The sequence below is a fragment of the Mycobacterium sp. PDNC021 genome, from assembly GCF_048282635.1.
In the GTDB taxonomy this organism is placed as follows: Bacteria; Actinomycetota; Actinomycetes; order Mycobacteriales; family Mycobacteriaceae; genus Mycobacterium; species Mycobacterium llatzerense.
In genome coordinates, this window is the sequence record NZ_CP182502.1 from 5,091,413 (window position 1) to 5,115,396 (window position 23,984).

The 23,984-nt window shown below is 67.1% G+C and carries 21 protein-coding genes and 1 tRNA gene; 7 read left to right on the top strand and 15 right to left on the bottom strand.

Annotated features, from left to right (window positions below; translation table 11 throughout):
- Positions 1 to 116: 116 nt before the first annotated feature.
- Entirely contained in the window at positions 117 to 716 is a 600-nt protein-coding gene (locus ACNO8X_RS24265) for a TetR/AcrR family transcriptional regulator (protein WP_418003069.1), read from the top strand.
- A 72-nt stretch (positions 717 to 788) separates the two neighbouring features.
- On the opposite strand, the gene rho is transcribed toward ACNO8X_RS24265, so the two are convergent.
- The 6 genes from rho to argS all read right to left on the bottom strand — a co-directional run bounded on the left by rho (position 789) and on the right by argS (position 9,453).
- Positions 789 to 2,798, bottom strand: a complete 2,010-nt coding sequence (rho, locus tag ACNO8X_RS24270; RefSeq protein WP_418003070.1) for a transcription termination factor Rho — start codon at positions 2,796 to 2,798, stop codon at positions 789 to 791.
- 293 nt (positions 2,799 to 3,091) lie between these two features.
- Positions 3,092 to 4,021: a homoserine kinase gene (gene thrB, locus ACNO8X_RS24275; protein WP_418003071.1), complete on the bottom strand. Its 930-nt coding sequence runs from the start codon at positions 4,019 to 4,021 to the stop codon at positions 3,092 to 3,094.
- A 5-nt stretch (positions 4,022 to 4,026) separates the two neighbouring features.
- Entirely contained in the window at positions 4,027 to 5,094 is a 1,068-nt protein-coding gene (gene thrC / locus ACNO8X_RS24280; protein ID WP_418003072.1) for a threonine synthase, read from the bottom strand.
- Positions 5,091 to 6,410: a homoserine dehydrogenase gene (locus tag ACNO8X_RS24285; RefSeq protein WP_071285536.1), complete on the bottom strand. Its 1,320-nt coding sequence runs from the start codon at positions 6,408 to 6,410 to the stop codon at positions 5,091 to 5,093. Before ACNO8X_RS24285 ends, thrC begins: the two co-directional genes overlap by 4 nt.
- The gene (lysA, locus tag ACNO8X_RS24290) at positions 6,407 to 7,777 is read right to left on the bottom strand and encodes a diaminopimelate decarboxylase (RefSeq protein ID WP_418006017.1); all 1,371 of its coding nucleotides are present in this window, start codon (positions 7,775 to 7,777) and stop codon (positions 6,407 to 6,409) included. Before lysA ends, ACNO8X_RS24285 begins: the two co-directional genes overlap by 4 nt.
- 23 nt (positions 7,778 to 7,800) lie before the next feature.
- Positions 7,801 to 9,453, bottom strand: coding sequence for an arginine--tRNA ligase (gene argS, locus ACNO8X_RS24295; protein WP_418003073.1), 1,653 nt, complete (start codon positions 9,451 to 9,453; stop codon positions 7,801 to 7,803).
- Between the two features lie 146 nt (positions 9,454 to 9,599).
- Here argS and ACNO8X_RS24300 point away from each other — a divergent pair.
- Positions 9,600 to 9,672 (top strand) — tRNA-Arg (locus tag ACNO8X_RS24300).
- 311 nt (positions 9,673 to 9,983) lie between these two features.
- On the opposite strand, the gene ACNO8X_RS24305 is transcribed toward ACNO8X_RS24300, so the two are convergent.
- The 3 genes from ACNO8X_RS24305 to ACNO8X_RS24315 all read right to left on the bottom strand — a co-directional run bounded on the left by ACNO8X_RS24305 (position 9,984) and on the right by ACNO8X_RS24315 (position 14,711).
- Positions 9,984 to 10,628: a DUF1942 domain-containing protein gene (locus ACNO8X_RS24305; RefSeq protein WP_418003074.1), complete on the bottom strand. Its 645-nt coding sequence runs from the start codon at positions 10,626 to 10,628 to the stop codon at positions 9,984 to 9,986.
- Positions 10,629 to 10,823: 195 nt separating this feature from the next.
- Entirely contained in the window at positions 10,824 to 12,500 is a 1,677-nt protein-coding gene (locus ACNO8X_RS24310) for an FAD-dependent oxidoreductase (RefSeq protein WP_418003075.1), read from the bottom strand.
- A 3-nt stretch (positions 12,501 to 12,503) separates the two neighbouring features.
- Positions 12,504 to 14,711, bottom strand: coding sequence for a molybdopterin-containing oxidoreductase family protein (locus tag ACNO8X_RS24315; RefSeq protein WP_418003076.1), 2,208 nt, complete (start codon positions 14,709 to 14,711; stop codon positions 12,504 to 12,506).
- 185 nt (positions 14,712 to 14,896) lie between these two features.
- On the opposite strand from ACNO8X_RS24315, the gene ACNO8X_RS24320 reads away from it, so the two are divergent.
- Positions 14,897 to 15,388 (top strand): hypothetical protein, encoded by a 492-nt coding sequence (locus tag ACNO8X_RS24320; RefSeq protein ID WP_418003077.1) that lies wholly within the window; start codon positions 14,897 to 14,899, stop codon positions 15,386 to 15,388.
- Here the strand turns inward: ACNO8X_RS24320 and ACNO8X_RS24325 are convergent.
- Complete coding sequence (locus ACNO8X_RS24325) at positions 15,328 to 16,575, bottom strand: amidohydrolase (protein ID WP_418003078.1); 1,248 nt, start codon at positions 16,573 to 16,575, stop codon at positions 15,328 to 15,330. The two genes, ACNO8X_RS24320 and ACNO8X_RS24325, sit on opposite strands and share 61 nt — an antisense overlap.
- Positions 16,572 to 17,468 (bottom strand): LLM class flavin-dependent oxidoreductase, encoded by an 897-nt coding sequence (locus tag ACNO8X_RS24330; protein ID WP_418003079.1) that lies wholly within the window; start codon positions 17,466 to 17,468, stop codon positions 16,572 to 16,574. The genes ACNO8X_RS24325 and ACNO8X_RS24330 overlap by 4 nt, the downstream gene beginning before the upstream one ends.
- A gap of 138 nt (positions 17,469 to 17,606) precedes the next feature.
- On the opposite strand from ACNO8X_RS24330, the gene ACNO8X_RS24335 reads away from it, so the two are divergent.
- Genes ACNO8X_RS24335 through ACNO8X_RS24345 form a run of 3 tightly spaced genes read left to right on the top strand, consistent with a single transcriptional unit; the run spans position 17,607 to position 20,462 of the window.
- Positions 17,607 to 18,920 carry a histidine kinase gene (locus ACNO8X_RS24335; RefSeq protein ID WP_418003080.1) on the top strand — a complete coding sequence of 438 codons (1,314 nt, stop codon included), beginning with the start codon at positions 17,607 to 17,609 and terminating at the stop codon, positions 18,918 to 18,920.
- Positions 18,908 to 19,552 (top strand): response regulator transcription factor, encoded by a 645-nt coding sequence (locus ACNO8X_RS24340; protein WP_043396976.1) that lies wholly within the window; start codon positions 18,908 to 18,910, stop codon positions 19,550 to 19,552. The genes ACNO8X_RS24335 and ACNO8X_RS24340 overlap by 13 nt, the downstream gene beginning before the upstream one ends.
- A 19-nt stretch (positions 19,553 to 19,571) precedes the next feature.
- On the top strand, positions 19,572 to 20,462 hold the full coding sequence (locus tag ACNO8X_RS24345; protein WP_418003081.1) for a DUF4097 family beta strand repeat-containing protein: 891 nt from the start codon (positions 19,572 to 19,574) through the stop codon (positions 20,460 to 20,462).
- Here the strand turns inward: ACNO8X_RS24345 and ACNO8X_RS24350 are convergent.
- The gene (locus ACNO8X_RS24350; protein WP_418003082.1) at positions 20,449 to 20,946 is read right to left on the bottom strand and encodes a DUF4232 domain-containing protein; all 498 of its coding nucleotides are present in this window, start codon (positions 20,944 to 20,946) and stop codon (positions 20,449 to 20,451) included. The two genes, ACNO8X_RS24345 and ACNO8X_RS24350, sit on opposite strands and share 14 nt — an antisense overlap.
- A 20-nt stretch (positions 20,947 to 20,966) precedes the next feature.
- A complete protein-coding gene (locus ACNO8X_RS24355) occupies positions 20,967 to 21,980 on the bottom strand; it encodes a nitronate monooxygenase (protein WP_418003083.1) in 1,014 nt (337 codons plus the stop codon).
- 75 nt (positions 21,981 to 22,055) lie between these two features.
- Between ACNO8X_RS24355 and ACNO8X_RS24360 the strand changes: the two genes are divergently transcribed.
- Positions 22,056 to 22,445, top strand: coding sequence for a VOC family protein (locus ACNO8X_RS24360; protein WP_418003084.1), 390 nt, complete (start codon positions 22,056 to 22,058; stop codon positions 22,443 to 22,445).
- Here the strand turns inward: ACNO8X_RS24360 and ACNO8X_RS24365 are convergent.
- Together ACNO8X_RS24365 and ACNO8X_RS24370 are read right to left on the bottom strand one after the other, a co-directional pair.
- A complete protein-coding gene (locus ACNO8X_RS24365) occupies positions 22,417 to 23,073 on the bottom strand; it encodes a maleylpyruvate isomerase family mycothiol-dependent enzyme (RefSeq protein WP_418003085.1) in 657 nt (218 codons plus the stop codon). The two genes, ACNO8X_RS24360 and ACNO8X_RS24365, sit on opposite strands and share 29 nt — an antisense overlap.
- Positions 23,073 to 23,963 carry an alpha/beta hydrolase gene (locus ACNO8X_RS24370; RefSeq protein ID WP_418003086.1) on the bottom strand — a complete coding sequence of 297 codons (891 nt, stop codon included), beginning with the start codon at positions 23,961 to 23,963 and terminating at the stop codon, positions 23,073 to 23,075. Before ACNO8X_RS24370 ends, ACNO8X_RS24365 begins: the two co-directional genes overlap by 1 nt.
- Positions 23,964 to 23,984: the final 21 nt, after the last annotated feature.

Genomic DNA, 23,984 nt, shown 5'->3' on the forward strand with positions numbered 1-23,984 from the left:
ACCACCCAGAGTGAACAGATTCTAGAAAGTGTCTACCATGGCTGAGGGGTAGCGCACTAGCGTCCGCGCCCTGGCAGAATCGTCGTTCGCCCGGTTGACAAGTGAGGAGACATCCGGTGGCTAGCCCAGAATCCCCGAAAAGTGTGCGCGATCGACTGATCGACGCCGCTGAAGAGTGCATGCGCGCCAAGGGAATTCGCGCCACCACGGTATCCGAGGTCGCCGAGGCCGCCGGCGTCTCACGCGGCTGGCTCTACCGGCATTTCCCGGACAAGGTGACACTGCTGGGCGCGGCGATCGTCCGCCTGAACAACGCCTACTGGACCGACGCGCACGCCATGCTGGAGTCGATCGACGGCCTGGACAACCAGATGGTGACCGGAATCCAGCACGGCCGCACCGCCTACGACGACCCCGGCGCCCTGCTGATGAAGCTGCGAGTAGAGGAGCCCGACGAGTTCGCCGCCTGCGCCGGCGCCGGCGTGCAGGGCCTGGTGCCCGATCTCGCCGCGTTCTGGTCGCGCTACCTCGTCAGCGCCCGCGACAACGGCGAGATCCACGCCGACACCGACATCGACGACGCCGCCGAGTGGATCGCGCGGGTCATCCTGTCGCTGGCCACCATGCCCGGGCAGCGGCTGGACGCCAACAACGCCGAGGAACTGCGCGCGCACGTCCGCCGCTATGTGATGCCGGGGCTCAAGGCCCAGCCGTAGCGGTACCCCAGAACGCACTGAAGGCCGCAACTCGGGCAGAGTTGCGGCCTTCAGTTTCAAGAACTGCGACGGTTAGTCGTTGTCCGGACCGCCGGGGGCCGTCTTGGAGACCTGGACCAGGAACTCGTAGTTGGTCTTGGTCTTCTTCAGCTGGCTCATCAGCAGGTCGATGGCCTGATGCGGATCCAGACCGCTGAGCACGCGACGCAGCTTGTGCACCACCGCAAACTCGTCGGTGGACAGCAGCAGCTCGTCCTTACGCGTACCGGACGGGTTGACGTCGACCGCCGGGAACACCCGGCGCTCGGAGATCTTGCGGTCCAGCTTGAGCTCGGCGTTACCCGTGCCCTTGAACTCCTCGAAGATGACGGTGTCACCGGTGGAGCCGGTCTCGACCATCGCGGTGGCGATGATGGTCAGCGAGCCGCCGTGCTCGATGTTGCGGGCAGCACCGAGGAACCGCTTGGGTGGGTACAGGGCGGTGGAATCGACACCACCGGACAGGATGCGGCCCGACGCCGGCGACGCGTTGTTGTACGCGCGGCCCAGACGGGTGATCGAGTCCAGCAGCACCACGACGTCCTTGCCCTGCTCGACCAGGCGCTTGGCCCGCTCGATGGCCAGCTCGGCGGCCTGGGTGTGGTCTGACGGCGGACGGTCGAAGGTCGAGGCGATGACCTCACCCTTCACCGAGCGCGTCATATCGGTGACCTCTTCCGGACGCTCGTCGACGAGCACCACCATGAGGTGGCATTCCGGGTTGTTCTGAGTGATCGCGTTGGCGATGTCCTGCATGATCGTCGTCTTACCGGCCTTCGGCGGGGACACGATCAGCGCACGCTGGCCCTTACCGATCGGCATGATCAGGTCGATCACACGCGTGGTCAGCCGGTCCGGAGTGGTCTCCAGACGCAGCCGCTGGTTCGGGTACAGCGGGGTCAGCTTGTTGAAGTCTGGACGGTTGCGGGCCGCCTCGACCGGGCCGCCATTGACGCTGTCCAGCCGCACCAGCGGGTTGAACTTCTGGCGCGGGTTGTTGCTGCTGCCGCCGGTGTTCTCGCCCTCGCGCGGGACCCGCACGGCGCCGGTCACCGCATCACCACGGCGCAGACCGTTCTTGCGGACCATGTTCATCGAGACGTAGACGTCGTTGGAGCCGGCCAGGTAGCCCGAGGTGCGGACGAACGCGTAGTTGTCCAGCACGTCGAGGATGCCGGCGACCGGCTGCAGGACGTCGTCCTCGCGCAGTTCGGTCTCGGCGTTGCCGCCGCCCTGGTTGTCGCCGCGTTCCCCACGACGACGACGGTCACGGTCGCGGAACCGACGGCCGCGACGGCCTCCACGGCTGTCGTCGTCGTCGTCATTGTTGGAGTTGTCGTTGCCGCCCTGGTTGCGGTTGCCGCCCTGGTTGCGGTTGCCGCCCTGGTTGTCGCCGCCGCGATCGCGGTTGCCACCCTGGTCGCGGTTGCCGCCCTGGTTGTCGCCACCACGGTCGCGGTTGCCACCCTGGTCGCGGTTGCCGCCCTGGTTACCTTCGGACTTGTTGCCGCCCTGGTTGCTGTTGTCGGCGTTCCGCTCGCGGTTGCGCTCCTCGCGCGGGGCGTCGGCGTTGTCCGCGTTCTCGGCGGGCTTGTCGCCGGCATCGCCGGATTCGCCGTCGGCGGGCGCACCGGCACGGCGCGCCGAGCCACGGCGTTCGCGGCGCGGGGCCTGCTCGGCGGCGGGGGCGTCAGCGGCAGCTTCGCCGCCGGTGTTCGCGGCCGCGGCCGGGGCTTCCTTGGCCTCGTTGGCGGCGTCGTTGCCGTTCACAGCCTCGGCGGCCTTGGTTTCGGTCTTGGGTTCGGCCTTGGCAGCCTTGGCTTCGCTCTTGGCGCCGTTGGCCTCGCCGCGGTGTTCCCGGATGGCGGCGATCAATTCGCTCTTGCGCATGCCGGAAGTGCCCTTGACGCCGGCCTCGGAAGCGAGCGCACGCAGGTCGGGGAGCAGAAGACTGGTCAGCGATCCGGAGCGTCCGGCCGCCGGCGCTTCAGTTGCCGGGGCATCGGTGGTGCCATCGGCGGTGAAGAGGTCCGTATCAGTCACGGATTTCCTTTCTGTGCCCTCGCGCATCGGATCAGGCGAGGGTTTTGTTCGCAGTCGGACGGCTTCCCCGAACCGCAATCGGCAAGAGTCCTGGTCAGCTGAGGCACTGCAACAGCCAAACACCGGGATTTGCCGCCGTGCGGCGAACCATCAGTCCACGAGTTGAACATCTAAGAGAAGAGTGGTCGTCCTACCGTAGGCGCAGGTACTAGAGCCTGCGATTGCTGGACGGTGCGAGAATATCTCTGATCCGACAATGAAGCAAGAAATGCCACTCCGGCGTGTGCTTTTCGTCAGACGCCGGCACCGACGGTCCAGCGAACCCCTTGGCCCACTGCCATCTTTTCGACGACGAACCCGTTGGCAGCACCGAATTCGAGGACTTCGGCGGGCAACTCGGGCTTGGTGCTGAATGCGATAACCGCAGGTCCAGCACCGGAAAGCACTGCCGCCACTCCAGAACGCCGCAGCATCGCCAGATATTCCGCCGAGGCCGGCATGGCAGCTGCCCGCTGCGGTTGGTGCATGACGTCCTCGGTTGCCGCCATCAGCAAATCCGGGCGCTGTGTCAGTGCCACCACCAGCAGCGCGGCGCGGCTCACGTTGAACGTCGCGTCAGTGTGAGCGATGACTTCCGGCAGCACAGCCCGGGTCTCCGCGGTCGACGACCGCACCTGCGGAATGGCCGGGAACAGGTGAATGTCGGGATGCAGCGTCAGTGGCACCGCCGCGTACACCGGGCCGGGCTCGGTGTAGGACACCACCGCGCCACCCAGCACCGCGGCCGACGCATTGTCCGGATGCCCCTCGAACTCCGAAGACAGCTGCACCAACTGATCGAGCGTCAGCGGCTGCGAACCCGACTGTGCGATAAGGCCATTGGCGACGGCCAGGCCGCCGACCACCGCGGCCGCCGACGACCCGAGGCCCCGCGAATGCGGAATCACGTTGCGGCACTTGATGTTCAGACCAGGAGCCGAGACACCGCCGGCAGCCAGACCACGCCGGATCGCCCGCACGACCAAATGGGACTCGTCGAGCGGAACCTGCCCGGCCCCCTCCCCCGTCACCTCGATGACGAGGCCGGATTCGGTTGTCTCAGCCTGGATTTCGTCGTACAGACTCAATGCCAGGCCCAGGCTGTCGAAGCCGGGGCCGAGATTGGCGCTCGAGGCGGGGACGACGGCGGTGGCGAGCAGGCCGGCGGGCAGGCTTTCGGTCACTGGCGTCAGACCAGTCCGAGTTGTTCGACCACGGCGGTCGGATCGACCGGGATGGCCTTGACCTCGGGGATGCCCTTGAGTGCAGTATCGGGATCCTTGAGGCCGTTACCGGTGACGGTGCAGACCACGGTCGAGCCGGGCTTGACCCAGCCATCCTCGATGGACTTGAGCAGGCCCGCGATGCTGGCGGCCGACGCCGGCTCGACGAACACGCCTTCAGCCTTGGCCACCAGGTGGTACGCCGCCAGGATCTCTTCGTCGGTGGCGGCCAGGAAGCGACCGTCCGACTGTTCCTTGGCCGCGACGGCGCCGTCCCACGAAGCCGGAGAACCGATTCGGATCGCGGTCGCGATGGTCTCGGGGTTCTTGACGGGCTCGCCGAGCACCAGCGGCGCCGCACCGGCAGCCTGCGTACCGAGCATGCGGGGCAGCCGGTCGGAGACACCGTCCCGGTGGTATTCGCTGTAACCGCGCCAGTAGGCGGTGATGTTGCCGGCGTTGCCGACGGGCAGCGAGTGCACGTCGGGAGCGGTGCCGAGGGCGTCGACGATCTCGAACGCCGCCGTCTTCTGGCCCTCGATGCGGACCGGGTTGACGGAGTTGACCAGAGCGATGGTCGGGTAGTCGGCGGTCAGCTTGCGGGCCAGCTCCAGACAGTCGTCGAAGTTGCCGTCGACCTGAATGATCTTGGCGCCGTGCATGACTGCCTGCGCCAGCTTGCCCATAGCGATCTTGCCCTGCGGAATCAGCACCGCGCAGGTGATGCCGGCACGCGCGGCGTAGGCGGCCGCCGACGCCGAGGTGTTGCCGGTGGACGCGCACAGCACGGCCTTCTGGCCCTTCGCCACGGCGTCGCTGACAGCCATGGTCATGCCGCGGTCCTTGAACGAACCGGTCGGGTTGAGGCCCTCGACCTTCAAATGCACTGTGCAGCCGGTCAGTTCGCTGAGCCGCTTGGCGTGGATCAGCGGGGTGCCGCCCTCCAGCAGAGTGACCGGCGTCCAGTTCTCGGTGCCGGGCAGACGATCCCGGTAGGCCTCGATAAGGCCGGGCCACGGCTTGTGCACGCTCATTTACTCGTTCCTTCCATGCGCAGCACACTGTTGATGCTCTGTACTGCTTCGTGATCTGCGAGGGCCGCAACGGTTTCCGACAGCGCCTCATCGGTGGCCCGGTGGGTGACGACGACGATCCGGGCGCCGCTGCGCTGGCCGGACTCGTCCTCCATGCCCTCCTGGCGAACCTCGGCGATGCTGACCTCGCGCTTGCCGAATTCGGCTGCGACAGAAGACAACACACCGGGCTTGTCCGCGACGTTCATGCTGACGTAGTAGCGGGTCTCGATGGCGCCGATCGATGCGATGGGCAGCTTGGCGTACTTGGATTCCCGCGGACCGCGGCCACCCTGCACGCGGTTACGCGCGGCCATGACCACGTCGCCCATGACGGCCGACGCGGTCGGAGCGCCGCCGGCGCCGCGGCCGTAGAACATCAGCTCGCCGGCAGCCTCGGCCTCCACGAAGACCGCGTTGAACGCGCCGTTGACCGAGGCCAGCGGGTGGTCCAGGGGCACCAGCGCCGGGTAGACGCGGGCCGAAACCCGTTGCTTGCCTTTACCGGTGGTCAGGCGCTCGCAGATGGCGAGCAGCTTGATGGTGCAGCCCAGCGCCTTGGCGGACTCGAAGTCAGCGGCGCTGACCTTGGTCATGCCCTCGCGGTAGACGTCGTCGGCGGTGACGCGGGTGTGGAACGCGATGGACGCCAGGATCGCGGCCTTGGCAGCGGCGTCGTAGCCCTCGACGTCAGCGGTCGGGTCGGCTTCGGCGTAGCCCAGCACACCGGCTTCGGCCAGCGCGTCGGCGTAATCGGCGCCGGTCTCGCTCATCGCCGACAGGATGTAGTTGGTGGTGCCGTTGACGATGCCGGCCACCCGCAGTACCACGTCACCCGCGAGCGACTGCGTCAGCGGACGGATCACCGGGATCGCACCGGCCACCGCTGCCTCGAAATACAAGTCCACGCGCGCCTTTTCGGCGGCCTGGGCGAGTTCGCCAGTGGACTGGGCCATCAGCGCCTTATTCGCGGTGACCACGGACTTGCCCTGCTCCAGCGCGGCCATGATGGCCTTGCGGGCCGGCTCGACGGGACCCATGAGCTCGATGACGATGTCGACGTCGTCGCGCGAAACCAGCGCCTCGATGTCGTCGGTGAGCAGGTCGACCGACACGCCGCGACCCTTGGCCACCTTGCGGACGCCGACGCCGCGCAGCTCCAGGGGCGCGCCGATGCGAGCGGCCAGGTCGTCGGCGCTGTTCTCGATGATCCGGACCACCTCGGTCCCGACGTTCCCGAGTCCGAGAACTGCTACGCCGATTGGCTTTTCACTCATTGACCACTCACCTCCAGGCTCAACAGGTCTTCGACGGTCTCCCGACGCAGGATCAACCGTGCGTTGCCGTCCTTCACCGCGACGACGGCGGGACGGGTCAGCAGGTTGTACCGGCTGGACATCGAGTAGCAGTAGGCGCCGGTGGCGGCGACTGCCAACAGGTCACCGGGCCCCACATCGTCGGACACCCAGGTGTCCCGGACGATGATGTCGCCACTCTCGCAGTGCTTTCCGACGATCCGGGCAAGTACCGCGGGGGCGTCGCTGACGCGCGACACCAACCGGGCGTCGTACTGGGCGTCGTACAGCGACGGCCGGATGTTGTCGCTCATGCCGCCGTCGACGCTGACGTAGCGCCGGTACTTGTCGGCCGAAACGGCAACGTCTTTGACCGTGCCGACTTCGTACAGCGTGATGGTGCCGGGGCCGGCGATGGCCCGGCCGGGCTCCACGACCAGCTTCGGCGTGGGCAGCCCGACGGCCGCGGACTCGGCCTTGACGATGGCCTTGAGCTTGTCGGCCAGTTCCTTCATGGGTGGCGGGTCGTCGCTGGGCAGGTACGAGATACCCAGTCCTCCACCGAGATCCATGACGGACATCTGCGCGGTCTTCTCGACGCCGAATTCGGCGACCACGTCGCGCAGCAAGCCGATGACGCGGTGGGCCGCGATCTCGAACCCGGCCACATCGAAGATCTGCGAGCCGACGTGGCAGTGCAGGCCGACCAGCCGCAGGTTGTCGGTGGCGAAGACCTTGCGCACCGCATCCATCGCCGCGCCGCTGGCCAGCGAGAGACCGAACTTCTGGTCCTCGTGGGCGGTGGAGATGAACTCGTGGGTGTGCGCCTCAACGCCGGGGGTCACGCGGACTAGGACGTCCTGGACGACGCCCGCCGCACCGGCGATGGCCTCCAGGCGTTCGATCTCGATCTCGGAGTCCAGCACGATGTGCCCGACGCCGGCCTTGACCGCGGCGGTCAGCTCAGGAACCGATTTGTTGTTGCCGTGCACGGTGATTCGCTCGGCCGGGAAATCGGCGTGCAGCGCCACGGCAAGCTCGCCGCCGGTGGCCACGTCGAGGCACAGGCCTTCCTGCGCGACCCAGCGAGCAATCTCGGCGCACAGGAACGCTTTTCCGGCGTAGTGCACGTGCTCGCCGCCACCGAAGGCGCCGGCGATCTCGCGGCAGCGGGACCGGAAGTCGTCCTCGTCGATGACGAACAGCGGCGTGCCGAACTGCTCGGCCAGTTCACCGACGGTGACACCGGCGATGCTGACCTGGCCATCGGCACCCCGAACCAGGTTGCGCGGCCAGACATTCGGCGCCAGCAAGTTGACCTCGTCAGCGGACCGTGGCTTCTCCGGCACAGTGTTGCCGGTCGGCTGCCCGCTCACATCCGCTCCGGAGCGGTGACGCCGAGGATGTGCAGACCATTGGCGATGACCTGGCGGGTGGCCGCGCACAGCGCGAGCCGGGCACGGTGCAGGTCACTGTGCTCTTCGTCGCCCATCGGCAGCACGCGACAGGAGTCGTAGAACCGGTGGTAGTCACCGGCCAGGTCCTCTAGGTACCGGCACACACGGTGCGGCTCCCGAAGGGCCGCAGCGGTTTTGAGCACCCGCGGGAACTCGCCGATGGTGCGCATCAGAGTGGCTTCACGGTCGTGGTCGAGCAGGTCGAGGTGCCCGAGGTCCAGCCCCAGGCCGAGGTCGGCGGCGTTGCGCGCCAGGGCCGACAGCCGGGCGTGCGCGTATTGCACGTAGTAGACCGGGTTTTCGTTGGACGCACTGGCCCACAGGCCCAGGTCGATATCGATGGGGCTGTTCACCGACGACCGGATCAGCACGTAGCGGGCCGCGTCCACGCCGATGGCGTCGACCAGGTCTTCCAGGGTGATCACGGTGCCGGCGCGCTTGCTCATGCGCATCGGCTGGCCGTCCTTGACCAGGTTGACCATCTGGCCGATCAGCACCTCGACGGTGGCCGGGTCCTCACCCAGCGCGGCCGCGACGGCCTTCAGGCGGCCGATGTACCCGTGGTGGTCGGCGCCGAGCATGTAGATGCACAGGTCGAACCCGCGCTGGCGCTTGTCCAGGTAGTACGCGATATCGCCGGCGACGTACGCCGGGTTGCCGTCGCTCTTGATGACGACGCGGTCCTTGTCGTCACCGAAGTCGGTGGTGCGCAACCAGATTGCGCCGTCCTGCTCGTAGATGGAGCCGTTGTCGCGCAGCTTGTCGATGGCCTGCTGCACCCGGCCCGAGGTGTGCATCGAGTCTTCGTGGGTGTAGACGTCGAAGTCGGTGCCGAAATCGTGCAGCGACTGCTTGATCTGACCGAACATCAGATCCACGCCGACCTCGCGGAAGACTTCCTGGCACTCGTCGGCCGGCAGCTCCAACGCGTCGGGCCGCTTGGTCACCACATCGGAGGCGATGTCCTTGATGTAGTCGCCGCCGTAGCCGTCCTCCGGAGCCGGCTCGCCCTTGGCGGCCGCGACCAGCGAGCGAGCGAACCGGTCGATCTGCCCGCCGTGGTCGTTGAAGTAGTACTCGCGGGTGACGGTGGCGTCCTGCGTGGCCAGCAGGCGGCCCAGCGCGTCACCGACGGCCGCCCAGCGGGTGCCGCCGATGTGGATGGGCCCGGTCGGGTTGGCCGAGACGAACTCCAGGTTGATGTGGCGGCCCTTGAGCTCCTCGGAGGTGCCGTAACTCGCCCCGCCGCCCAGCACGTTGAGGACGACGACGCTCTGTGCGGACGCCTCGATGCGCAGGTTCACAAAGCCCGGACCGGCGATGCTGGCGTCGGCGATGCCGTCGGCGTTGATCAGCGCCTCGGCCAGCCATTCACCCAGCTGACGCGGGTTGACGCCGACCTTCTTGCCCAGCTGCAGCGCCAGGTTGGTGGCGTAATCGCCGTGCTCAGGGTTGCGCGGACGCTCGATGACCACTGTTTCGGGCAGCGCGGCAATGTCCAGGCCGTGTTCGGCCAGGACCGCGGCGGCGGTGTTCTTTAGCAGTTCAGCCAGATCGGCGGGGGTCACGGGGGTCCATCCTATGGGCTGAGCTGCTCACGCTTGTCATCGGTCGTCCGCTGGTCGGTAGGCACCTAGCACCGATTCGGGAGGCGAGCCGCCGATGCGCTAGTCTGTGATCGCCCAACGGCGCCGCTGGTCCGCCAGCATCAAGCGCCCCCGTAGCTCAGGGGATAGAGCGTCTGCCTCCGGAGCAGAAGGCCGCAGGTTCGAATCCTGCCGGGGGCACTCTCCAAACTTTCAGGTGCGATTCAGCACCTACGTCCCAAGAATCCCCCAAGCCCGCCGGCCTCTCCCGCCCAGGCCGGCCCACTGCCGCCGCACACGTGGTGCCCTGGCGACATGACCTACTGCCGCTACGACATGTCGTCGGGGCCGGGCGTCGCGTCCCGGTGGGACATGAACGTCTGCCACACCTGGTATTCGTCAGAGGCAGCTTGGGCAGCGTGCCCTATCAGGGGCACCTACCCAGCGGCGTGTGAGACGGCGAAAACCCGCCCGACGTTCGTCGGGACTCGCGCGACTTCTGTTCGTAGTAGTCAGCGACGTCCGCTACCGGCGTTGTACCCCGGTGATGCCACGTCCGATTCGGAGAGCTCGAAGGGCGGTGGCGCGAGGACTTCAGGGGTGAACAGATTGCCCCCGGTCGGAGTTCCCTCGGCAGGCGCCGGCGCGGTCTCAGCCGGTGGCGTGCTGATGATCTCGCTGGTCCCCATCGGGGTGTCCGGCTCCTCGTCCGATACGCCGGCCACGGGACCGCGCGGCACCCAGACCAGCAGGTCCTGCATGCCGTCGTTGTAGACGACGCTGTTGGGCACGTCGCCGACGACGTCGAAGTAGAGCTTGCCGGTCGTCGTCCCTCCCGGCGGTGCCGACCCGACGCCGCCGCCGATGACCCGGTAGTTCGCCCCGCTCTCGGCGCGGGCGTTGAAGAAGCCAACGATCGGGTTGGCCCAGCCGCCGAGCCCTTCGACTGTCACAGTCGCTGAGTAGAGCTGGCCGTTGTGCGGCACGGGGTCCGAACTCGGCTTCAGGCCCTTGACCGTGTAGCCGATCTCGTTCAGTGTCTCCTGCTGGCCGAATGGCTTGATGTTGTTGGCCGCCGAGGCGGGGCCCGCCGTCACGCCGGCCATGCCGAACGCGATCGCGGCGATGCCAACGGGCGCCACAAGTTTGATCTTCACGGTTACTCCCGTTCCCACACCGAGGCAGTTTTCAAGGCGGAGATTACTCCGCCACACCACTGTCTAAACGCAACTTGTGCAATATCGACGCGGATGGGCCGGTCCACATACCGATCGCCGAGTCGGCGCGACTCAGGCAACCACTAAATACGTTGCTGCTCTTGATCTTTCAGAGCGCGTTCGGAAGCACCCCAGCTAGCCCCGTGCAGCGGCTTCCATGGCGTCGATCGTCACGAATTTGACCCGACGGCGGCCGGCGGCAATGCCCGCCGCGGTCTCGGCGGTGTCGATGTTCCGCCAGCCGGCCCCGTCAATGGTGTTGGCGCCGCGACCGGCCACCAGCCCGGCGACATCGTCGCGCGATCCGGTCGGTGTCGGCGTGCGGCCCTCGATGAAGTCCTCGATCACCGCCTGCGCGGTCTCCTCACCGCACTGGCGATTGCGGCCGATACCACCGGTGGCACCACGCTTGATCCAGCCCGTCACATACAGGCCCGGAACCTGCCGACCGCCCGCCGCGTCGAGCACCCGGCCGCCCTCGTTCGGGATCACGCCACGCGTCGCGTCGAAGGGCACGCCCTCGGCCACTGGGACACCGGTGTAGCCGACGGCCCGCATTACCAATGCGGCGTCCAGCGTCTCGCGCTGCGCGGTCGCTGCGATACCGACCCGGCCGCCGTTCTCAGTGAACTCGTTGCGCATCAACGTGATCGACTCGACCCTGCCGTCACCGGAAACCGTGGTCGGCGACACCAGGAACCGGAACACGACCCGCTTGTTGCCCGGGGTCAATGGGCGCCCGGCGTAATCGCGCGCCACCCGCAGCCGGGTCGCGATCGTCGAATCCAGCGAACCCGAGTCTTCAGCACGCTGCGACTGGGCATCGAGCACGAGTTCTGCCGGGTCGATGACGAGGTCGACGCCAGGCAGCTCACCCATCGCCAGGAACTCGCCGATGGTGAACGCGGCCTGCGCGATACCGCGCCGTCCGAGGATCGCCACCTCACGAATGTTGCTGTTGCGCAGCTTCTTCAGCGCGTGGTCGGCGATATCGGTCTTGGCGAGTTTGTCCGGATCGTCGAGCAGGATGCGGGCCACGTCCAAGGCGACGTTGCCGTTACCGACGACGACGGCCCGCTCCCCCGAGAGATCGACGTCGAAGTCGGCGTGGTCAGGGTGGCCGTTGTACCAGGCGACGAACGAGGTGGCCGAGATCGAGCCGGGCAGGTCTTCACCGTCGATGCCCAGGTGCTTGTCGGTCGACGCACCTACTGCGTACACGACGGCGCCGTAGCGCTCGGTGAGCTCCGCAGCCGTAATGTGCTCGCCGACAGTCACGTTCAGCAGGTAATTGAAGTTCGGCATCTCCGCGGTGGCCGCATAGGTCGCCTCGACGCCCTTGGTGCTGACGTGATCGGGAGCGACGCCGGCGCGCACCAGGCCGTACGGCGTGGGCAGCCGGTCGAACATGTCGACGGTGACCGCATCGTGCTTCACCAGTTCCCCGGCGGCGTAGAACGCGGCCGGTCCGGCGCCGACGATGGCGACCGAAAGCTGCTGGCCGGCCGCCAACGGCGTGGTTTCCCGCGGCAGCACCAACCCACCCGACACGTCGTGGTCGGTGTAGTAATCGGCGTTGATCTGCAGATAGGCCCCGACCTCGTCGTTGAGGAGGTTGTCGTCCGGGTAGATCGCCTTGACCGGGCACGCACTGACGCACGCGCCGCAGTCGATGCAGGTATCCGGGTCGATGTAGAGCATCTCGGCCGTGGCGAAACCCGGCTCATCCGGTGTCGGGTGGATGCAGTTCACCGGACACTCGGGGACACAACTCGCGTCGTTGCAGCAGGGCTGAGTGATGACGTGTGGCATGGATCAGGCCTCCCGCGCCGACACGCTGACGGGAATGTTCCCCTGCCGCGGGATGCCGGTGATCGGATCGAAATCGGCTGTGACATCGACGAGTCGGCAGACGCTGCTCCCCCGTTTGAGAAACTCGTCCGGGCCGGTCGGTAGGCCGCCGAACCCGTGGTGCATCGCGACCACATCGAGCCGCAGCGAGCGATCGGACTCCACGACGCTGGGGATGCTGTCATGCGCCGAGGCGACGGTGACGGGCTCGTCCAGGTGCAGTCCCAGCGCGGCGATGGTGTCCGGGTGCATATAGACCGTGTTGTACGGCCTGCCATCGTTGAGCTTCGCGATCTTGGTGCCGTTGGAGTTCATCAGGAGGTTGTGCCGCCGCGGAATCAGCCACAGCGGGTAGGCCGGATCGTTGCGGACCGCACGGAAGTCCTCGGCCTCCACCTCTGCCAGTTCGGTGATCATGTGGGTGTTGCCGACGTCGAGTTTGGCGGTGCAGTCGGGGTCCTTCGGCGCCACGACGGCGTCGACGTCGTAGATGTAGCCGTGCTCGTGCGACGCCACTTCCTCCAGCGGGACACGGGAATTCGCGCACAGCTCGGCGATCAGCTGCTCGGTGGTGACCTCCATGCTCGGATCGATGCTGAAGATGTTCGGCGGCGCTTCCATGCACTGACCACCGAGCGAGCCGAAGAAGTTGACCACCTGCAGGTCCAGGTTCATGCGCTTGGCCAGGCCACGGAAGAACAGCCACTCCTCGGTCAGGTCGGACCCGGCCGGCGGATCGACGAGCCGCGGGGCGTACTGCGCATAGGTCGCTTGCATCCCCATGCCGCTGGAGTAGTACTTCAACTGCTCGGCCAGCTGCGTCGAGGCCGGCACTTCCAGCTGCATCTTCGGGGCGATGACGTAGTCGGCGAGGCTCGACGTCAACGACATCTGGGTGTCGATGGTGACCAGGAGCTCGAGTTTCTCCATGGCCTCGAACGTCTTTCGTTGATCCGGCCACGCGGTCATCGGGTTGCTGCCCATGCAGATGAGGGCCTTCACCTGGCCTGCGCCCTCGAGCAGAATCTCATCGGACAGCGCCGACGTCGGCATGCCGGATGCCGCCTGGGTCAGCCCCCGCACGCGCATCTTCTCGCCGTAGCCCCAGCCTTCGTAGGGCGGAAACGCCTGGGCCTTGGCGGTGAACGCGGGCATGAGTACGTTCGCGCGGGTGACGCGCTGGCCGGCGCGCTGCCAGCTGCCGACCATCGTCGTGAGCGCCAGACACAGGTACTCCGTGAGGTTTCCGTGCTTGGCGAAGTTCAGACCGGTCGCGCCATGTACTTGCCCTGGGCGGGGACCCGCGGTGACGAAGAGCCGAGCCGCGTCGATCAGCTGCTGGGCCGGGATGTCGGCGCGCTCGGCGACGTATTCGGGCGTGAAAGTCGCCACCGCGGCGGCCAGTTCGTCGAATCCGTCGACATTCTCGGCGAGAAATTCAGTGTCGCAGAGGTTTTCGTTGATGATGACGCTGATCAGGCCGGCCAGGATGGATGCGTCCTCACCCGGGCGGGGCTGGATATGAATCTCGGCGCGGGCCGCGGTCTGCGAGACGCGCGGATCGATGACGATGAGCTTCATGCCGCGTTTGATCGCGCTCCGTAGCCGGTACGCCGGATTCTGGCCCGGGATGCCGGTCGCCTTCGTCACCACCGGGTTGGTGCCGATGAGAATCCAGCTGTCGGCCTCGTCGAAGTCGATGTCGCCGCCGAGCCAGTGGCCGTGCAGCGCCTGCGCGATCTGCTTGCCGGGCTGGTCGATCGTGTTGGACGTGAAGAACATTGGCGATCCGATGGCCCGGCTGAACGCATTGGCGACCAGCGGGCCCGTCGGGTAGGGGATGACGGCGGTACCGACGTACACCGCGACGGAACGTGGCCCGTACTGCTCGATGATGCCCTGCAGTTTGTCGGTGATCTCGTCCATGGCGAGCTCGACATCGACGGGAGCGAAGGTCCCGTCGGCCTGACGTTTCTGACTGCGCAGCAGACGGTCCGGGGTGTTGTGAAAGTCCGGGAGCGCCCGGCCCTTGCCACAGGTGTACCCCTGGTACAGCGGATTCTGCGGGTCCCCCGCAACCTTGATCAGCCTGCCGTCGCTGACGGTCACTTGGACGCCGCAATGCGCCGGGCAGATTCGGCAGATTCCCGGCCGGGTCACGGTCTCCGACATGTGCTGGCCCCCCAGTTCCTCAGGTTGGTTGCCGAGCGGACGCTACTCGCGCCGCCGCAGCTCAGAGGCCCAATTTCCCGTTGGGTGGCACCCGATCACGCCCGTCCCGACTGCCGGGAAACCGAAACCGCACCCTCACTCGCCCGGGATATAGAGGTACTGAATCTCAAGATCGGAAGGACGTCATGGGCAAGCAATTCGGGTGGGGACGGTTTTTGGCGGTAGCACTACCGGTCTCGATCCTGACCTTCGTTCTGGACGTCGTCTTTCATAAGACGTTGGGGCCGGTGCTGTTCGGCGACGGTTACCCCGCGCTCGACTACCCGCAGCGTCCGCTGGCCGAGATCATGGAGCTGTTCCCGTTCCTGTTCTTCACTTACCTGCTGCAGCTGACGATGCTGTGCTTCATGTTCCTGCGCCTGTACCCCGGCCGCGGACTGGGCAAGGCGGCCTGGTGGGGCACCTGGGGCGGCCTGTTCGTCGTCATCCCCAACATGCAGTTCTTCGTCGCCGTCGCGCACACGACGTGGACGATGCTGATCATCCAGATGGTCGAAGCCATTGCGCTGTGTGTGCTGGCCGCGTGCCTCTTCGAGATCGCCTACCGCCCAAAGGATTACAACCAGGACAGCGCGGCCACCACGAGCGCCTCGGTGCCGGTGTCCAGCGTCGGCTGAATCACCGGGCCGAACTTCGGCGAGTGGTTCACCGGGATGTCCTGGCTGATCCGGCCGGCTTCGGCCGCACGAGTGAACTCGGCGGCATCGATGCCGCCGAACATCCAGTAGGTATAGGGCACGCCGAGGGCCCGCGGGATATCACTGAAGTCCTCACTGGCGGCTGCCGGCGGGACGGTCAGCGCCCGGTCCCCGAAGTGCTCGACAAAGGCGTCGTGGGCGCGGGAGGTGACGGCCTCGTCGTTGTCGGTGACCGGAAACTGGTCGTAGAAGTCGAATTCCGGCTCCTTGGGTGAATCCGAGGCCTGGCACTCGGCGATGACGATGCGCTTGATCGCGGCGATGACGGCGGTGCGGACGGCGTCGTCGTAGGTGCGCAGGTTCAGTTCCAGCGCCGCCTGGTCACCGATGATGTTGCTCTTGGTTCCCGAGTGGATGCTGCCGACGGTGAGGACGACGGTGTCGGTGGGCGCCACCTCGCGGGACACGATGGTCTGCAGCCGAATCACGATCATGGCGGCCAGCACCACGGGATCGATGGTGGCGTTCGGCATGGACCCGTGGCCTCCGCGCCCGTGCACCGTGACGCGGATGCTGTCGGCCGCAGCGAGTATCGGGCCACTGCAGGTGCCGACGCATCCGGCCGGCGCGGGGGCGACATGCTGGCCCAGCGCCACGTCGACCTTGCCGACGATGTCCGCCAGCCCGTCGGCAACCATGCCGGCGGCACCGCCACCGAGTTCTTCTGCCGGCTGGAACAACGCAATCGCCGTGCCCTGCCAGTGATCTCGCCCGTCGGCCAGCAGCGCGGCTGCACCCAACAGGCAGGTGACGTGGGTGTCGTGACCGCACGCGTGCATGACGGGGACGTCCTTGCCTGCGGCATCGGTGGCGCGCACCGTGCTGGCGTAGGGCAGCCCGGTGGCCTCGGCGACGGGCAGCGCGTCCATGTCGGCGCGCATCAGTACCGACGCGCCGTCGCCATTGTGCAGGATGCCCACCACGCCGGTGCCGCCGACACCCTCGGTCACCTGGTAGCCGAGCTCATTGAGCCTGTCCGACACCAGTTTTGCGGTGCGATGCTCCTGGTGCGACAACTCCGGATGCTCATGCAGATCCCGGTACAGGTCTTCCTGCCAGGCCCGCACCGCGGGCAAGCCGGCCAGCACGTCCGTCGCACGGCTCATAGCGACGCCTCTCCGGTGAAGTCCTTGACCACGTCTGCCACCCGGCGCAGCTGGTCGATGTCCGAACTGGTGGGAATCAGATGCACCTCGTCGGCGCCGATGTCATCGAATTTCTGCAGCACGTCGAGCAATTCGTCTTCGGTGCCGGCCCAGCCCGTGGTGGGTGCCATCGCGTCGACGTATTCCTCGGGAATCCAGTTCATGTACCGGCGCAGGTGGCGGTGCACCTGGTTACGCGCGGTGTCCTTGTCACCGAGGGCAAACCAGAACGAGGTGGCCAAGTGCGGCTTGGGTTTTCCCGCCTCGGCCCACGCCGCGCGGGCGACGTCGAACAATTCGCTCTCGCGCTCCACGCTGAGGTCCAGCGTCGTACCCGCCATACCGTCGGCCCAATTCGCCGCACTGCGTATGGTTTTCGGCCCGATGGTGCCCACCAATAGCGGCGGGCCACCGGGCTGCACCGGCTGCGGACCAACGGGCAGCACCGAGTCGGTGAGCTTCTCCCCCGCCCAAACCCGCTTCATCAGCGCGACACGCTCGGCCATGCCGCGCATCGTCTGGGTCTTGGGGTCGGCGCCGACGGCGTTGTAGTCCTCGTGTCGGCCCCCGACACCGATCCCGACGGTGAGCCGTCCGCCGCTGAGCAAGTCGCCGGTGGCAAGCGCTTTGGCCAGCATCACCGGATCGTGCAACTGCGGGACGATCACGGTGGTAACCAGGCGCACCCGGTCCGTCCAGGCCGCGAGTGCGCCGAGCAGGGTCAGCGAATCCGGGTTGTCGAAGGCGATGCGCTCACCCCAGCACAAGGACGAGAACGGCCCTCCGTCGATCACGCGAGCCCACGCCGTCAGCGTGGCCGCGTCGAGGTTGGACTCCATTACTGGCATCGTCATCCCGATCTGCACACAGCCGATTCTGGCACGCGCGTCCAGCGCACGGTCCGGGTTGGCGAGCCGAGTGGGGGTTTACCCCCAGCTCAATCGCGGGAAAACGCCGTGTCGCCAGGCAACGCCAGTGCCTAGGTTGGAGGCATGGTTGTAACAGCTACTGGCCCCGCTTCGGCCGAGCCGACAAATCCGACGACGGCACCGCCGGCGCGGCGCGCACCAGACCTCGGCATCGTCCCGACGGCGTCGATGATCGTCGGCGCTATGACCGGCATGATCTGGTTCTGGATTCCGCTTACTCTGATGGTCCTCACTGTCAGCTCGATTCCCTCGGTGATCGGGACCGTGTTCGGTGGGGTGGTATTCGTCTACGCCGTCCGTGCCACCGACCGGGTGGAGCGGGTGCGCAGCGAAGCCATCTTCGGCTTCGGCATCGCCGTTCCGTACCGAAAGATGACTCCCTACACCGGTTTTCAAGGGTGGGCGCATCAGCTCTGGCTGGACGTGAGCAGCGGCCGATTCTGGAAGGTGTTGGCGCACAGCTACCTGCGCATGGCTTTCGACATCTTCGCGGTCGGGTTGGCGTTCACCCTGCTGGCCTTCGCGCTGATCGGACCTGCCGCCGCGACCGCCATCCACAACAGTGACCCGGCCGCCGGGTTGAGCTTCATCTCGCCGCCGTTGTCCTGGCTGCTGGCCGTCATCGCGCTGGCGGCCGCCGGAGCCATCCTGGTGTTCGGCCCGAGGGTGGACGCGGTCATCGATCGGTGGCTGCTGCCGGCCTCGCCGACCGCGGCACTGCAGCACGAGGTCACCGCCCTGCACCAGGCCCGCCGCGGCGCGGTCTCATCGGCGTCCACCGAACGGCACCGCATCGAACGCGACTTGCATGACAGTGTGCAGCCCCGGCTCGTGTCGTTGGCCATGACGATCGGGCTGGCGCAGACCAAGCTCGACTCGGATCTGCCCGAGGCCCGCAAGCTGATCGCCGAAGCGCACGACGACGCCAAGGCCGCGCTCCTCGAACTACGAAATGTGGTGCGCGGCATCGCGCCGACAATCCTGGCCGACCGCGGCCTGGACGCCGCGCTGTCGGCGGTGGTGCAGCGCACCGAAACTGCCGGGGTACCGGTGACGCTGGAACTGCAATTGCCGAAACGCTTTTCCGATGAGGTCGAGTCGTGCGCGTACTTCGTGGTCGCCGAGTCGTTGACCAATATCGCCAAGCACGCCCAGGCCACCCACGCCGTGGTGTCGGTGCGATATCACGAACCCACCAACCAGTTGCACATCTCGATATTCGACGACGGGATCGGCGGGGCCCAAACCACCGGTGACGACACGACGGGCCTGCGCGGGCTCGGCGAGCGGGTACGCGCGGCGCGGGGCACCTTCGCTGTCTCGAGCCCCGAAACCGGAACGACGACCGTCACGGCGGTGCTGCCATGCGCATTGTGATCGCCGAGGATTCGGCTCTGCTGCGCGCAGGCATCGAGCGCATCCTGATCGACGCCGGCCACGACGTACTCGCCGGAGTACCCGACGCCACGGAGCTGCTGCGTGCCGTCAACGAGCACCAGCCCGACCTCGTCATCGTCGATGTCCGGATGCCCCCGACCTTCACCGACGAGGGCATCCGCGCCGCCGCCCTGCTCCGCAGCCAGAATCCCGAGTCACCGGTGCTGGTGCTGTCGCACTACGTCGAAGAACGGTACGCAGCTGACCTGATCACCTCGGACACAAGGGGTTTCGGTTATCTGTTGAAGGACCGGGTCGCCGACGTCCCAGCGTTCCTGGACGCCGTCACCACGGTGGGCACGGGCGGCACTGTCCTGGACCCGGAAGTGGTGTCGCAAATCCTGGTGCGCACGCACCGCCGCTCCACCCTCGCCGTCCTCACCCCGCGCGAGCAGGAGGTGATGCAGCTGATGGCCGAAGGCAAGACCAATTCGGCCATCGCCGCACTACTGCACATCTCGATCGGCTCCGCGGAAAAACACATCGCGTCGATCTTCACCAAGCTGGACCTGACCCCCGACGACAGCGAGAACCGTCGCGTCCTCGCCGTCTTGCGCTACCTCGAATCCTGAAGAGAGAAAAGGACTTTCCATGACATCGAATCTGGATACCGACATCCTGGCCGGCCCGGCCGAGCCTGCCGGCCCGCCGTCGCTGTCACCGGGCGGACGTTCGGCAATCCGTTCGCTGCTGGTGGTGACCGCCGTGGTGGTGACACTGTCGGGCGTCGCCGGGATCGGCGGATTGGCCTGGGGCATCAGCTCGGTGCGCGTCGCCGCCGAAACCGAGACCCTGCCGGCCGACTTCAACTCCCTGACCATCGACACCGGTGACATGCCGACCGCCATCAGGATCACCAGCGACCGCAACGTCCGCGAGCCGCGGGTCCGGATGCGCCTGCTCAATACATCGCGAGACGACGGACAGGCCTTGAAGGTCACGCGCAATGGCAGCGCCGTCAGCCTGACGGTGACCGGTGAGCCGTCCCCGCTCTTCGACTTCGGCCCGCCCGGGGAGATCATGGTGACGCTGCCGCCCGATGTCGCACACCGGCTTTCGGTAACCACCAAACAACAGGTTGGCGTGATGCTGAGTCAGACCGACCTGGATCAGCTGACGGTGCACAACACCGACGGCGCCGTGGTGCTCGGTGGCAACGCCCGGCGGATCGAAATCCATACACAGAGCGGCGACATCCAGACCCGCGCCCCGATCGTGGTCACCGACGCCTTCGTCGCCGAATCGACCGACGGCCACATCGCCGTGGACTTCAAGGAGATCGCCCCGCGCACTGTGGACATCACCAACAGGGACTCGGACATCGACATCACCCTGCCACCCGGCGGGCCGTACCTGGTTCGGGCAGAGGCCGGCGATGATGCGAAAGTGCGAGTTCCTCAGACCAGTGACGCGTCTCGCGCGGTTGCACAGATCACCGCACGCGCCCCCGAGGGCAGCGTCGCCGTCACTACGCGCCGGTGAACGGCCCCACCCGCAACGTCGGGTATGCCGTACTGGCACAGGCGGTATCGGCGTGGCCGACGATGATCGGATCGGTCTCGCCCGGCAGGTTGACCTGTAAACCGCTGACCGGCACAGCATTACAGTCGGCGGGGAAGTTGCCCGCGTTGACGATGCCCAGGTTCGCCGACGTGGACTGGCCGGGCTCGATCACCACGACGCCGATGGTGGTTTCCGCTTCCTGGCTGGCGGCCACCCCGACCAGATGATTGTCCGAACCAGCGATGAACGACACCGCCGGATAGCCCGACATGCTGCACGGGGCGTCCCCGGAGTTCTTCAGGATCACCGGATAGAAGGTGGTGCCGGCGGCACCGTCGGGCGGGCCGAGACTCGGCGTCAATTGCGTACTGGCACAACGTGGCACCTGAAGGGGGTCGGCATGAGCGACAGTGATCGGCCAGGCACAGGCCACCGCCAACGGGATCGCCACAACGGTTCGCATGCCGGCTCCTTTCACGAGGTTCACACCAGCCCGGCCATGATGTCCGCGACCGACCCCGACCGGATTTTGCGGAATCCGGTGCCCGCCCACACATTTGTGCCGTCCGGATCGCCGGCCGCCACGGCCGCCTTGCGCACCGGGCTGGTGAGGTAGTGCACCTCCGGATAGGCCAGCGGCGCCCGCTCGTCGTGCTCGTCGATGAACCGGTTACGCAGCCCTCGCGCATAGCGCCCCGAGAATGCTTTGGTGACAACGGTTTCGGTGAACCGCGGATCGACGAGCGCGGCGCGGTGCACCGGGCTGGAGCCGGACTCGTCGGCGAGCAGAAACGCCGTGCCGAGCTGTGCGGCCACCGCACCGGCCGCGATCACGGCGGCGACGTCGTCGGCCGTCATCAGACCGCCGGCCGCGACCACCGGCACCGTCGTCGCGGCGAGCACGTCGGCCAGCAGTTCGGTGAGTGCCTGCGTCGCGGGCGTGGCCAGCGGGTCGTAGGTGCCGCGATGGCCACCGGCGCCGGGCCCCTGAACGACGAGCGCATCGACACCGGAGGCGACGGCCTGCACGGCTTCGGCCTGTGTGGTGACCGTCGCGACGGTGGTGATGCCGGCCTGACGGAACCGCGCGCACTCGTCGGCGGTAGGCCCGCCGAAGGTGAATGACACGACCTCGGGTCGCAGGTCGGCGACGACGTCGAGCTTGGCAGCCCAGTCGTCGTCGTTGAATTTCGGATCGCCGAGTGCGGCGCCATAGCGGGTGGCTTCACCGGCGAGGTCGGTTGCGTAGCGCTCGATCTCGCCGGGCTGGGCGGTACTCGGCTGTGAGGCAAAGAGATTCACGCCGAGCGGGCCGGTGGTCAGCGCGCGGGCGGCGGTGATGCGATCGGCGAGGGCCTGAGCGGTCAGGTAGCCGGCCGCCACGAATCCAAGACCACCGGCGGAGGAGCCCGCCGCGGCCAGCTCAGGAGTCGTCGGCCCGCCGGCCATGGGCGCGACGATGACCGGAACTGCCAGCTCTCGCAGGTCGAACGCCATGCCTAGATCATGACAGGCCAGGACCTCCCACACCGGCAGTGACGCGGCGCGCGCGACGGGGTAGAAGAGAGATCTATGGCCATCACCTTCAACCACACCATCGTCCACTCGACTGACCGCTCGGCCGCGGCCACTTTCTTCACCGAACTCTTCGGCCTCCCGCCCGCGAAAGAAGCCGGACATTTCCTCGCTGTCGAACTCAACCACGGGGTGGGCCTCGATTTCGCCCAGATGCCGGAGGGCACCGCCGTTGTGCCCCAGCACTACGCGTTCCTGGTGTCCGAGGACGAATTCACCGCGATCTACGGCCGGATTCGTGAACGCGGGCTGCAGCATTGGGCCGACCCGCGGGCACAGCACCCCGGCGAGATCAATCACAACGACGGTGGCCGGGGCGTCTACTTCCAGGACCCGAGTGGGCATTACCTGGAGATCATCACCCGGCCATACGGGTCTGGCGGCTGAGCAGCCGGTCGGCCAGAATCTCGGCGCCTGCTCCCCGCAGCCGAGGCAACACCCTCGACCGGTTGCCCAGGACCGAGATCAGCTCGGCGGCCGTCCCCTCCACGGTCGGCCCGGCAGTGCCGTGACGCCATCCGGTGTCGACGGCGACGAGCCGCAGGCCCTGGCTGTTGCGATAGGCCGGGACGAACGGGTTGGGGAAGGCCACCTGGGTGTCCAGCACCGCATTCAGCAGGTGCGGCGGGATGTTCGGTTCCCGGCCGATGGCGAACAGGATGTCCAACTCATGGGTGATGTGGTCGCCCAGCAGCAGCCGCGCCGGAAAGTACCGACCGACTCCTTCCGGGCACGCACTGACGGCGCGGAAGTCGGTCAAGAGCGCTTCTACGCCGCGGTCCCGCGCAGCCTCCTGGGCAGTCGCGGTGTTGGCGCGGTCGAAATTCCGGTGCCGGACCAGCGCACCGAGGAATGTGCCGACGGGATGACTGCATCCGACCACGAGATGCGCCAACACCTCACGATTGCTCCACTCCGTGCACAGGCTCGGCGCGACCCATTCGTCGGGCGTCAGGCCGACTGCGACACTGGCGAAGCGTTCATCGTTGGCGCGCAATACATCTCGCGGCGACATCAGAGGTGCTCCTTCAGGAAAGCGACCTGGTCGTCGAGGACGCGCCGCACCAGCGGCGGGTGATAGATCGCGAAGTGGTCGGATTCGTAATGCCGGGCGATACCCCGCGGCGCTCGTTGGGCCACCAGTTCGGCGTAGCGCGGATCCATCAGCGTCTCGTCGTCGCAGACGCACACCAGTAGTGGCGCCTGCACCCTCGTCGCGTGGCTCAGCGCCGATCGCGTGATCAACAGCGCGGCGTCGACGGCCGTCATCCGATTGTCGAAGGCCGCGCCGTCGGGCACCGTCGAACGCCACCCGTCCTCCGCGCCTGCCACCGTCACGAGTGCGTCGGTACCGGGCTGCCCGACGATCGGCACGTAGCGACGGCCGCGCCGGAATGCCGCGCGCACCGCGTCCTCGACGATCGCCGGCGTCAGCCGTAGCGCTCCGCCAATTCCCACGCTGCGCGCCGCGGCCGGCCCGTGGGTGATCGGGCATTGCACCACCGCCGCGGCGATATCGCTGCGGCTACCTGCGACCCGCACCACATTCATGCCGCCGAGGCTGGTGCCCCACAAGCCGATTCGGCCGGCGTCTACGTGCGGGTGCCGCTGCAGAAAGTCGATGGCGGCGGCTACGTCACGGCATTGTTCGGGGATCGAAATTCGTTGCCGCGGTTGACCTCCGGATGCTCCGGTGAATCGGTAGTCGAAGGACAGCACGGCGATGCCCGCGGCGGCGAAATGCTGTTCGTATTGCGGCAACATCATGTCGCGGGTGGCCCCGAGACCGTGCACCAACACCACCGCGGGATGCGGCCCAGGCGTCGGCGGCAGTGTGAGCCAGGCGGCGCACCGGTCACCGCCGCTGTCGAAGTCCGACCGCTCGACTGAAATCGCTGATGTCATGGCAACTCCTTGCATAAGTAC